The sequence below is a fragment of the Hymenobacter metallicola genome (genome assembly GCF_004745645.1).
In the GTDB taxonomy this organism is placed as follows: Bacteria; Bacteroidota; Bacteroidia; order Cytophagales; family Hymenobacteraceae; genus Hymenobacter; species Hymenobacter metallicola.
In genome coordinates, this window is the sequence record NZ_SRMB01000001.1 from 1,039,215 (window position 1) to 1,051,379 (window position 12,165).

The 12,165-nt window shown below is 60.6% G+C and carries 9 protein-coding genes; 7 read left to right on the forward strand and 2 right to left on the reverse strand.

What is annotated here, in order from left to right:
* Window positions 1-24: 24 nt before the first annotated feature.
* Window positions 25-843, reverse strand: coding sequence for a 2,3,4,5-tetrahydropyridine-2,6-dicarboxylate N-succinyltransferase (locus E5K02_RS04365; protein WP_135392434.1), 819 nt, complete (start codon window positions 841-843; stop codon window positions 25-27).
* Between the two features lie 174 nt (window positions 844-1,017).
* Between E5K02_RS04365 and E5K02_RS04370 the strand changes: the two genes are divergently transcribed.
* The 6 genes from E5K02_RS04370 to mnmE all read left to right on the forward strand — a co-directional run bounded on the left by E5K02_RS04370 (window position 1,018) and on the right by mnmE (window position 9,590).
* Window positions 1,018-2,187 (forward strand): helix-turn-helix domain-containing protein, encoded by a 1,170-nt coding sequence (locus tag E5K02_RS04370; protein ID WP_135392436.1) that lies wholly within the window; start codon window positions 1,018-1,020, stop codon window positions 2,185-2,187.
* 253 nt (window positions 2,188-2,440) lie between these two features.
* The gene (locus tag E5K02_RS04375) at window positions 2,441-4,912 is read left to right on the forward strand and encodes an outer membrane beta-barrel family protein (protein ID WP_135392438.1); all 2,472 of its coding nucleotides are present in this window, start codon (window positions 2,441-2,443) and stop codon (window positions 4,910-4,912) included.
* A gap of 118 nt (window positions 4,913-5,030) precedes the next feature.
* Window positions 5,031-6,179 (forward strand): glycosyltransferase, encoded by a 1,149-nt coding sequence (locus tag E5K02_RS04380; protein ID WP_135392440.1) that lies wholly within the window; start codon window positions 5,031-5,033, stop codon window positions 6,177-6,179.
* Window positions 6,180-6,291: 112 nt separating this feature from the next.
* Entirely contained in the window at window positions 6,292-7,293 is a 1,002-nt protein-coding gene (locus E5K02_RS04385; protein WP_135394766.1) for a 3-oxoacyl-ACP synthase III family protein, read from the forward strand.
* Window positions 7,294-7,462: 169 nt separating this feature from the next.
* The gene (locus tag E5K02_RS04390; RefSeq protein ID WP_135392442.1) at window positions 7,463-8,122 is read left to right on the forward strand and encodes a metal-dependent transcriptional regulator; all 660 of its coding nucleotides are present in this window, start codon (window positions 7,463-7,465) and stop codon (window positions 8,120-8,122) included.
* 76 nt (window positions 8,123-8,198) lie between these two features.
* Window positions 8,199-9,590 (forward strand): tRNA uridine-5-carboxymethylaminomethyl(34) synthesis GTPase MnmE, encoded by a 1,392-nt coding sequence (gene mnmE, locus E5K02_RS04395; RefSeq protein ID WP_135392444.1) that lies wholly within the window; start codon window positions 8,199-8,201, stop codon window positions 9,588-9,590.
* Window positions 9,591-9,595: 5 nt separating this feature from the next.
* On the opposite strand, the gene E5K02_RS04400 is transcribed toward mnmE, so the two are convergent.
* Complete coding sequence (locus E5K02_RS04400) at window positions 9,596-10,492, reverse strand: aldo/keto reductase (protein ID WP_135392446.1); 897 nt, start codon at window positions 10,490-10,492, stop codon at window positions 9,596-9,598.
* Between the two features lie 312 nt (window positions 10,493-10,804).
* Here E5K02_RS04400 and E5K02_RS04405 point away from each other — a divergent pair, with 312 nt between their 5' ends.
* On the forward strand, window positions 10,805-12,097 hold the full coding sequence (locus tag E5K02_RS04405) for a citrate synthase (protein WP_135392448.1): 1,293 nt from the start codon (window positions 10,805-10,807) through the stop codon (window positions 12,095-12,097).
* Window positions 12,098-12,165: the final 68 nt, after the last annotated feature.

Here is a 12,165-nt window from a genome sequence, read left to right on the forward strand (position 1 = left end):
GTTCTACTATACTCGGTTTCCTACCTACACGCTCACGCCGAAGTCGCGCAGGGCGTCGTTGAGGCTCGTTTTCAGGTCGGTGCTGGGCTTGCGCTGGCCAATAATCAGGGCGCAGGGCACCTGGTACTCGCCGGCGGGGAATTTCTTGATGATGGAGCCGGGAATAACCACCGACCGGGCCGGCACGAAGCCTTTGTACTCCACGGGCTCCGGGCCCGTTACGTCGATAATCTTGGTGCTGCCAGTGATGGTCACGCCGGCCCCGATGACGGCTTCCTTGCCCACGTGGCAGCCTTCCACCAGGATGCTGCGCGAGCCAATAAAGGCGCCGTCCTCGATGATAACCGGGGCGGCCTGTACGGGCTCCAGCACCCCACCGATGCCCACGCCGCCACTTAGGTGTACGCCGGCCCCAATCTGGGCACAGGAGCCCACCGTGGCCCACGTATCGACCATGGTACCCTCACCCACCCAGGCGCCGATGTTGACGTAGCTGGGCATCAGAATCACGCCCGGGGCCAAAAAGGCACCGTAGCGGGCCGTAGCCGGCGGCACCACGCGCACCCCCTGGCTGGCGTAGTCAGTTTTGAGGCGCATTTTGTCGCGGTACTCGAAGGGCTTCAGCTCGATGGTTTCCATCTGCTGGATGGGGAAATACAGGATTACGGCCTTTTTTACCCAGTCATTCACCTGCCACTGCCCGTCGGCGGTGGGTTCGGCCACGCGCAGGCGGCCCTTGTCGAGCTCCTCGATTACGGCGTGAATGGCGTCGGTGGTGGCAGCTTGCTGGAGAAGGCTCCGGTCGGCCCAGGCAGCTTCTATGGTTGCTTGCAGGTTGGTCATGCGAAAGAGTGCAAAAAATGTAGGCTGCAAAACTAGCAGCAAATTATTGGGCCCGGGCACTGAATTCGGGTAAAACATTGGGGCGCGCCCAAGGGTGAGGGCCGGTAAACACGCGGGTCCCTCTACCTTTAGGGCTGCTTACCCGGTTAGATTTTCCGCTTTAGTACCCTGCGCATGGATGTAAGAAGCCTGCTACCCCTTGTCAGCCTGCTGGCCGTCTTTATTTCCTGCATCCTGGCTGTATTCCTGCTCACCGTCCGGACCCGCAGCCGACTGAGCAATGCGCTGCTGGCCGGCTTCATTCTGCTCAACGCCCTGGATATCAGCTCGTGGTTTGTCAACCGGTTTTTGGTGGACTACCCCACGCTGCTGCTGCTCAAAATCAGCCTCAACACGCTGATTAATCCGCTCTACTACCTCTACGCCCTGGCCCTGTGCTACTCCGACTTTCGGCTGCGGCCCCGGCACCTCTGGCACCTGCTGCCCTTTGCGGCCTTGACCCTGGCGCTCATGCCCCGGTTTTACCTGGTGGAGACGACGGCCAAGCAGGCCTTTCTGGCCCACTACGGGGGCACGCCGGAGGCCACTTTCGGCTTTGTGCTGGGCCATGCGCAGTTCGTGTTCTACATCACGGCCACCTTTCTGACCCTGCGTAAGTACCACCGGACCTACGTCGAAAACTTTGCCGACACTTCGAGTATCACTTACCGCTGGCTGTTTCAGCTCACCGTCGTCGATACCGTCTTGCACAGCATCATCGTGGTTAAGGACCTGCTGGGGTTCACGCCCTACAGTCAGCTTTTCAACGGCCTGGAGCTGCTGGTGGGACTCAATGCAACCTGCATTCTGTCGTGGTTTGTGCTCAAGGCCCTCTACAACCCTACCCTGTTTCGGAGCATCGACTCGACGCTGCCGCCGGTGGAGGAATTGGTAGCCCAAACGCAGGGTCAGGCCCCGGCCGAAGCAGTGCCGGCCCCTACGGCGCCCGCGCCGCCGGCAGCTGACCAGGTCCGGGAGGCCCAGATTCAGCAACTGCGAAACTACATGGAGCAGGCCGAGCCCTTCCTCGACCCCGATCTGACAGTGCAGGACTTGGCCCGGCAGCTGCAGCTACCCGCGCGGGAATTGTCGGTACTCATCAACCACCACCTGGATCAGCACTTCTTTGACTTTGTGAACGAGTACCGCATCAACAAGGCCAAGCGCCTGCTCAAGGACCCCAGCCAGGGCAAGCCAACGGTGCTGGAAATTCTCTACGCGGTGGGGTTTAATTCGAAGTCGTCGTTCAACACGTCGTTTAAAAAGCAGACGGGCCTAACGCCCACTCAGTACCGCAACGCCTGATGCAGGCCGGGCAGCCTTACTTTTCAGTAGCAAGCTGCTTCCACTTAACCGAATCCTGACCAGCCCATCAACCAGCACCAATTGACTATCCACCAGCACCTTACATAAAAGTCGAACGCCTGCTAAGCGAAGTCGAACTCATTTCCCGGGAGGAAAAGGGTTCGACTTTTTTAGTCAGTCGCGGCGGCCGGGACGGCTTCTCACCTTTGGCAGACTTGGCGCTGATGCCAAGTAACATCAGCCCTTTGCCACCATGGCCGCTTCCCTTCATCCTTTCCTGACCACCGGCTTTTCCCGCTGCTTTCGCCCCTTCCTATTCTCACTTCTTGGCCTGCGCCGGGTTGGGCTTTGTTTGTTGCTACTAGCCTTGTTGCTGCCCGAGTTGGCCGCGGCCCAAAGCACGGTGAGCGGCACGGTTACGGATGGCACGGCCCCCATCGGCTGGGCCAACGTGGTGTTGTTCGACCCCGCCGGCAAGCTGGCAGCGGCCACTGTCAGCACCGAAGACGGGGGCTTTACGCTGACGGCTGCCAGCGGCACCTACCGGCTCCGGGTCAGCTTCCTGGGCTGCACCGATTGGGAGCAGGACGTGGTGCTGACGACCAGCCTAGCAGTGGGCCCCATCGTGTTACAGCCCAGGAAGCTGACCCGCCTGCAGGAAGTCGTGGTGGTGGGCCGTAAAAAGCTGGTCGACTACCAGGCCGACCGGGTCGTGTTCAACGTGGAAAACAGCGTGGCCGCCACGGGGGGCGACGCCGTGGGAGCCCTCGGAGCCGCCCCCGGCGTATTGGTGCGCAACGGCAGCATCAGCATACTGGGCAAAGGCTCGGCCCGGGTGATGGTGAACGGACGGCTGCTGGAGCTGTCGGGCGATGAGCTGGTGGCCTACCTCAAGTCGATTCCGGCCAGCAGCATCCGCAACGTGGAGGTAATTAGCAGTCCGCCGGCCCGGTACGAGGCCAGCGGCGACGGGGGCCTGCTTAACATCAACCTTAAGCAGGGCCTGGCCAACGCCTGGAAAAACACCACGACCCTGGCCTACGAGCAGAACGCCTACGGAGCTGCCACCCTGCAAAACAACCTGGTCTACAGCAAAGACAAGCTGCGGCTTACGCTCAGTGCCAGCGTCAAGCAGGGCCATAGCCAGGGCAAGCAAACCCTGGACACCTACTACCCTTCCGGCCCCTGGGAGCTGCGCTACGAGGCCAAGCAACGGGTGGGCAACGCCGCTGGCCGCCTGGCCCTCGACTATGACCTGAGCAAGCGGACTACCATCGGGTTGCAGTACGCGGGCAGCTCCACGGCGGCTCCCAGCAGCCAGGACCACACCCAAATCAACGTACTCACGGCGGCTCACACCCTGGAATCGGTGCTGCTCGTTGTCGGAGCCCGGCAGGTGCGCACCAGCAGCCACGCCGCCAACGCCCATGTGGTAACCGTGCTGGACACGCTGCAACGCAAGATTTCTCTGGATGCCGACTACTTCACCTACCGCACCGACGTGGACAACCGCTTTACCTCGACGAGCTTGTCCCCCGCCCAGGAGTATTTGCACACGAGCCTGGCGGTCCGCAACATTTCCGGACAGCAGATCCAGAACTTCAGCGCGAAGGTTGACGTGGAGCACCCGCTGCAATGGGCCACGCTCAGCTATGGCGCAAAAGTCAGCCTGCTTCAGAGCCGTAGCGCCCTGCAGTACTACAACACGCTGCCGGCCGCCCCAGTCCTGGACCCCAACCAGTCGAACAGCTTCGAGTACCGGGAGCAGACCCAGGCCCTGTACCTGAGCGGTACCCGCCGATTGAGCACCCGCTGGAGCCTGCAACTGGGGCTGCGCCTGGAGAAAACCCACACCCGGGGCTACTCCGCCACCCTGGCCCAAAGCACCACCACCAACTACCTTAAAGCCTTTCCCAGCGCCTACCTGACCTATCAGCCCACCGCTAACCAGCGCCTGCAGGCCACCTACGGGCGGCGGGTAAACCGGCCCGGCTTTGCGTTGCTCAACCCCTTCCGCTCCTACATCAACAGCACCAGCTACTCGGAAGGCAACCCGTTTTTGCAGCCCAGCTTCGTCGACAACCTGGAGCTGACCCATACCTTGCGGGAAACGCTGCGCACCACGGCCTTCCTGACCCGCACCACCGACGGCTTCGGACCCGTGTTTACGGCTAGTTCTGCCACCAACACCCTGGTTATCAGCCGCCAGAATTACTTCCAGGAAGTTACTCTCGGGCTGGGCACTACTTATTCGGCCACGCCAACCGCGTGGTGGCAAACCCAGAATACGGTTTACCTGCTCGGCTCCCGCAGCCGCTTTAGCGGGGAACTGGCCGCCACCGCCCGCAATACGCCCCAGCTCTACGCCGCTACCAGCCACACCCTCACGCTGAGCCCGACCACCAAGCTCGAGATCGACTACACCTACAGCTCTGCGGTGGCCCGGGGCCTCTACACTATAGGCTACCAAGCGGGCCTGAACCTGGCCTGCCAGCAGCGTCTGTTTCATAACCGGGTGCAAGCCACTCTGCTGTTAAATGACGTTTTCAACACGGCGTATCTGAAGGACTACACCTCCACCGTCAACGGCATCAAGCAAGTCTACAGTGAGAACAACAGCAGCCGCTTCGTGCGCCTGTCTCTGTCCTACGACTTTGGCAACCGTCAGCTCAAAGCCGCCTCCCGGGAGTTTGGCAACGACGAGGAGCGGAAACGCACCAACTAGATGCCCCTTGCTGGTACAGCCGGTGGCTTATTCCTCTTCAGCGTACCAAGCGCCGGCTTACGGCCGTTTAGCCAGCAGGCCAAACTATTTCGCAGAAGTAGCATCTTTGGCGGCAACAATGCAGCCGACCACCTTTCTTCTGGCCTCCGTCCTCAAACCCCTGGACGATACCCGCATGTACGGCAAGTTTGGCCGGACGCTGGTGGCGCGGGCCGCGGAGGCGCACGTGGTGCACATTGCCGGCCGGCAGGCACCGCTACCCGCCGCCGCTCCACCTGGTATTCACTTTCATGCTTTGCTGCACGGCAGCCGCCTGAGCTGGGCCCGGCTGGCGGCACAGTGGAAATACTGGCGCCTGCTGCGCCGCCTCCGGCCCGATGTCGTGCTGGTGCACGCCCCGGAGCTACTGCCCCTAACGCTGCTCTGGCAGCTACTGCGGCCCCAAGGGCAGTTTCTCTACGATGTGCGGGAAAATTACGCCCTCAACATCCGGACCCAGCGGGTGTACCCGGCCTGGCTGCGGGGCGTCCTGGCCAGCGTCGTGCGCCGGCTCGAAACGGCCGCCGCCCGCCGCGCCGCGGGAATTGTGCTGGCCGAGCGCACCTACGCCCAGGAGCTACCCTTCGCCGGGCCGGGCCGCACCGTTATTCTGGAAAACAAGTTTGAGCCAACGCCAGGCACGGCTCCCCCCGTTGCTTCCCGCCCCCTGCCCGCGCCTGCCCAAGCACTTCGCCTCCTGTATACGGGCACTATCTCCGAGCTCAACGGGGTGTTTGAGGCAATTGATTTCACGCTGCGCCTGCGCCAGTGCTGGCCCGCGGCTCACCTGACGATTATCGGGTTCTGCCAGCGCCCCGAGCAGCTTTCCAGGCTGCGGGGCCGCCTTGCCGCCAACCCCGGGGCCATAACGCTAATCGGCGGCGACGCGCTGGTGCCGCATGCCCGCATCGTGGCTGAAATCGGGCGCAGCCATGTGGGCCTGCTGCCCTACCAGCGCCACGAGAGTACCTGGCGGTGCGTACCCACCAAGCTCTTCGAATACCTCGCCAACGGACTGCCAGTACTGGTTCCGCCTAATAAGTACTGGGCCGAAATAGTTGAGCAGCACCAGGCCGGCATCGTTGTACGCTTTGATGAAACTTTTGAGCCGGCCTCGCTTGTAGAACAGCTCACGACCACCTCGTTTTACCCCCAAGGTCCGCCCGCCGAGGCTTTTTGGCAGTCGGAAGCCACAAAATTGTGGAGGCTACTGGATACTATCCGGTAACTGTCGACCTTTGCCGGCCGTTAGCGGAAATGCGGGACCAATTTTGCTATCTTCGCCTCCTTTTTTCCTGCTCCCTTCCCCCGAGTATTCCCACATTGTACATATGAGCACACTGCGTCATTCTGAAATTGCCGGCGTCGGCCATTACGTCCCCTCCCGTGTTGTCACCAATGCCGACATCACCGAACTCATGGAAACCACCGACGAGTGGATTCAGGAGCGCACCGGCATCAAGGAACGCCGCTGGTTTGAGGAAGGCAAGGACACTACGGCTAACATGGGCGCCAACGCGGCCCGCAAGGCGCTGGAAATGGCCGGCCTGCAGCCCGACGACGTGCAGATGATAGTGTTTGCCACCCTGTCGCCCGACTACTTCTTCCCCGGCTCGGGCGTGCTATTGCAGCGGGAGTTGGGCATCAAGGACCCAATCCCGGCTTTCGACGTGCGCAACCAGTGCTCGGGTTTCGTGTATGCCTTGAGCATGGCCGACCAGTTCGTGAAAACCGGCATGTACGACACCGTGCTGGTGGTAGGCTCCGAAATTCACTCCTCGGGCCTCGATATCAGCACCCGCGGCCGGGCCGTGTCGGTTATTTTCGGGGATGGTGCCGGCGCCGTGGTGCTGCGCCCCAGCACCCGTGAGGGCCACGGCATTCTGAGCACCCACCTGCACTCCCAGGGAGAGCACGCCGAGGAGCTGATTGTGAAAGAGCCCGGCTCGAACCGCAACAAGCGCGTGGAGTACGTAGTCGACAACCACCTCGACATGTACCCTTACATGAACGGTCAGAACGTGTTCAAGCACGCTGTGGTGCGCTTTCCCCAGGTTATCAAGGAGGCCCTCGACCAGAACGGCATGCAGGCCCAGGACATCGACATGCTGATTCCGCACCAGGCCAACCTGCGCATCACCCAGTTTGTGCAGCAGAAAATGGGCCTCTCGGATGACAAAATCTACAGCAACATTCAGCGCTACGGCAACACCACGGCCGCTTCCGTACCGATTGCGCTGAGCGAGGCCGTAGCCGAAGGCAAGATCAAGCGGGGCGACTTAGTCTGCCTGGCCGCCTTCGGCTCGGGCTTCACCTGGGCTTCGGCCCTTATCAAATGGTAAATTAAACGCTACGTCCTGCCCCTGGCAGGAATCGTAGTGTAGCTTTTAAGTCAAGGAGGTGGCTGGCCAACGTAGGCGGCCACCTCTTTTTTGTTCGCCCCGCCGACCACGCCGCTTGCCTGAACTTGCGTTTAGAATTTCTAATTTTGAAGCCTAACCCGCTATTCTCTTGCCCAGCTACACCGAGGAAAACTACTTAAAGGCCATTTTTAAGCTGGCCGAAGCCGAGCCGGGCTTGGAAGTCAGCACCAACCGTATTGCCGAGGTGCTACAGACCCGGGCCGCGTCGGTCACGGATATGCTGCGGCGCCTGGGCGAAAAAGGCTTGCTCAACTACACCCGCTACCGGGGCGTGTCGCTCACGGCCGAGGGCCGGCGCCTGGCCTTGCTCACCATTCGCAAGCACCGCCTCTGGGAAGTATTCCTGGTGCAAAAACTAGGCTTCAACTGGGATGAGGTGCACGAGGTAGCCGAGGAAATGGAACACATCCAGTCTCCGTTGCTGGTGCGTCGCCTCGATGAGTTTCTGGGCTTCCCCCAAACCGACCCCCACGGTGACCCCATCCCGACGGAGGAAGGCGCCATTTTGCGCCCCCAAAACCGCCTCGTGGCCGACCTGCTGCCCGGCGACTTTGGCACCTTGGTAGCCGTTAAGAATACCTCGGTGCCCTTCCTGCAGTACCTGGACAAAGTAGGGCTATGTCTGGGGGCCTCAGTTGAAGTACTAGACAAGGTCAGCTTTGACAACTCCCTGGAAATCAAAATTGATAAACAGAAAACAACGTTGATTTCAGCGGAAGTGAGCCGCAATTTGTTTGTCACCGGGTAGCGGGTTAGCCTGGCTACCGTAGGCGCTACCTGCCGGGTTGCGTACCTTTGCGGCTCACTTTCCGGTTTCCTGTTCCGTGGCCCTTCCGCTTCCCCCCGCGCTTTCCGATACCATTGTCGCCCTTTCTACCCCACCCGGCGCCGGGGCAATTGCCATGCTGCGCCTGTCCGGCCCCGAGGCCATTGCGTTGGCTGACGAGGTCTTTGCCGGTAAAAAGCTGCGGGACCAGCCGAGCCACACCTTGCACTTCGGCACTATCCGCGACGGCGGCCGCATCCTGGACGAAGTCGTGGTGTCGCTCTTTAAAGGGCCCAACTCCTATACCCGCGAGGACGTGGTGGAAATCAGCTGCCACGGTTCCGACTACATCGTCGAGCAGATTCTGGGGCTGCTGACCCGCCGCGGGGCCCGCCTGGCCGAAGCCGGCGAGTTTACCAAGCGCGCCTTTTTGCACGGCGCCTTCGACCTGGCCCAGGCCGAGGCCGTGGCCGACCTGATTGCCGCCGACTCGGCCCTTTCGCACCAGGTAGCCTTGCAGCAGATGCGCGGCGGCTTTTCGCAGGAGCTGCGCGACCTGCGGGGCCGGCTGGTGCAGTTTGCGGCCTTGCTGGAGCTTGAGCTCGACTTCGGCGAAGAAGATGTGGAGTTTGCCGACCGTACGGGCCTGGTCAAACTCCTCAACGAGGTCCAGACCCTGGTACGGCGCCTGCTGCGCTCCTTTGAGTTAGGCAACGTTATCAAGAACGGGGTTACCACCGTTATTGCCGGCCGCCCCAACGCGGGCAAATCGACCCTGCTCAACGCCTTGCTCAACGAGGAGCGCGCCATCGTCTCGGCCGTGGCCGGCACCACCCGCGACTTGATTGAAGACGAGGTCAGCATCGAGGGCATCCGCTTCCGCTTCGTGGATACGGCCGGCCTGCGCGACACGGCCGATGTAGTCGAATCCATCGGCGTAGAACGTACCAAAAAGCGCGTAACCCAGGCTGCTTTGCTCATTTATCTGTTTGATATTACGAGCACAACACCTCAGGAGCTTGAAGCGGAGATTGAAGCGTTGAATCCGGGCCGTACCATTCCGGTCCTGGCCGTGGGCAACAAGCGCGACGTGGCCTCGGCCGCTGCAATCACAGCCTTTCAGCACCAGCCCGACGTACTGCTCATTGCCGCTGCCCGCGGCGACGGCCTCGACGAGTTGCGCGAAGCTTTGCTGGTGAAGGTGCGAGGCGAAGGACTCGACCGTACCGGCCAAAGCACCATCGTCACCAACCTGCGCCATGCCCGCAGTCTGGAGCAAACCAACCAGGCCCTGGATGCCGTGCTGCTTGGCATTGAGCATGGTACCGGCACCGAGCTGCTGGCCGCCGACTTGCGGCAAGCCCTGGCCGCCCTGGGCGAAATAACCGGCGAAATTTCCTCCGACGATTTGCTGACGAGCATCTTCACCCAGTTTTGTATCGGCAAATAGTACTGCTAGCGGTGCAGCTCGTAGCGGCTGGGCGGCACCGCACGCCGGAGAGCTGCTACCTCAGCGGGAGACAATGGCAGGCGGGCGGCCGCCTGAATAGCGGCGGCCAGTTGTTCATCGGTCCTGATTCCCAGCACTGCGGAGGCCACAACGGGTTGCTGCAGCACGAAATCCACGACTGTATCGACTATTTTTTGCCCGTTGCCGGCCACGTGCTTCACCGCAGTGGCGGCCTGTTGAACTTCCTCCACCGAATAATTCAGGTAAGGCTGGGCCGGTTTATCCACTAATACCCCCTGGGCGTAGCTGCCCCGCGCCAGCACACTGATCTGATGTTCTTGTAGCAGCGGCAGGCAGCTTTCCTCCGGGCGGCGGTCCAGCAGGCTGTACTGCATCATCACGCTGGCAATACGCGAACGGCTGACGTACTCGCGTATCACGTTGGGACGGATAGACGAAATGCCATACGCTCGAATCTTGCCTTGCTCCTGCAGCCGTTCGAAAGCTTCAATGGTTTCATCTATCGGGTCTTCGAGCGTGCCCCCGTGTAGCTGATACAAGTCGATATAGTCGGTTTGCAGGCGGCGCAGGCTGTGCTCCACGGCCTGCAGGATGTAGGGCTTGCTGGGGTTCCAGTCCCAGCCGCGGCCATCGGTCCGCCACTGGTTCCCGACTTTGGTAGCCAGTAGTACCTGCTGCCGCCGGCCTTGGAAAGCCTTGCCCACCGTCGTTTCATTCTCGCCTTTCTCATACAGGTCAGCCGTGTCGAAAAGGGTGATACCCGCGTCCAGGGCACGGTGCAGGAGTCTGGCGTTGGCCGCGTGGTCGTTGCCCAGCGACATACATCCAAAACTGATTTCACTGACTTGCAGCGCCGACTTTCCCAACTGATTGTATTTCATGCCGTATAGTTTGCTGCCCGGCTACCGGGTTGGTGCTTTGCTATGCTCTTACCACTTTTGAGGCCGGTGGGTTGAATGCGGTTAGCTTTCTGGCTCACAATAGGCTTCTTACGCGGCTTAACAAGTAACTTTTCCGGAATAGTAGAATCTAACCCATCTTGAGCGTAATTTGCGCGGCGGCCCGCACTGAGCCGTCTTGTATCCAAACAACACCCTGGGGCAAGCTGTAGTATAGTGTTCCTCTCCCGCACTTTCCGGCTCGCCGGTTTATTCTTTAGTTTCGCCCCGCAACCACCTCTCTAACCCAGTCCTATGGCAGAGTCTGCTGAACTGATCCTCGACGGGAAGTCCTACTCCTTCCCCGTCACTGAGGGCACCGAACACGAAAAGGCAATTGATATTGCCAAGCTGCGTGACCAGACCGGTTACATCACTATCGATTCGGGCTACAAAAACACGGGAGCTACCAAAAGCGCCATTACGTTCCTCGACGGTGAGGAAGGCATTCTGCGCTACCGCGGCTACCCGATTGAGCAACTGGCCGAACAGTCCAGCTTCATTGAAGTTGCCTACCTGCTGATCTACGGCAAGCTGCCCACAACGGCCGAGTTGCAGGAGTTCAGCAACCAGATTACCAAGCACACGCTGGTACACGAAGACGTGCGCAAGATTTTCGACGGTTTCCCCTCGGCGGCCCACCCCATGGCCATCCTCTCGTCGTTGATCTGCGCCCTGACGGCTTTCTACCCCGAGAGCGTGTCGCCGGACCTGAACAAGGAGGAAATTGACCTCAACGTTATCCGCCTGATGGCCAAGCTGCCCACGATTGCCGCCTGGACCTACAAGAATCAGATGGGGCACCCGCTGAACTACCCCCGGAACGACCTCGACTATGCGTCGAACTTCCTGTACATGATGTTCAGCTTCCCCACCGAGAAGTACGACATCGACCCCCGCATCGTATCGGCCCTCAACAAGCTGCTCATCCTGCACGCCGACCACGAGCAGAACTGCTCTACCTCGACCGTGCGTCTGGTCGGCTCGGCCAACGCGTCGCTGTACGGCTCGGTTTCGGCCGGTATCAATGCCCTGTGGGGCCCGCTGCACGGCGGGGCTAACCAAGAGGTCATTGAGATGCTGGAAGAAATCCAGAAAGACGGGGGCAACACCCAGAAGTGGGTTGACAAGGCCAAGGATCCGAACGACTCCTTCCGTCTGATGGGCTTTGGTCACCGCGTCTACAAGAACTTTGATCCTCGCGCAACCATCATCAAGAAAGCGGCTGATGAAGTGCTGACCGCTCTCGGCCTGGAAGACAGCCCCTTATTGAAGATTGCCAAGGAGCTGGAGCAAGCGGCTCTTACCGATGAATATTTCATCAAGCGCAAGCTCTACCCGAACGTAGACTTCTACTCGGGCATCATTTACAAGGCTATCGGCATTCCGACCGAGATGTTCACGGTGATGTTTGCCCTGGGCCGCCTGCCCGGCTGGATTGCCCAGTGGAAAGAGATGCGCGAAAACAAAGAGCCTATCGGCCGTCCCCGTCAGGTGTACACCGGTGAGCTAGAGCGCGACTACGTGAGCATCGAGCAACGCTCGTAGTTCTCCCTGTGCTATAAGCCCACAAAAAAAGGACCCGCCTGCAGCGGGTCCTTTTTTTGTGGGCTTTC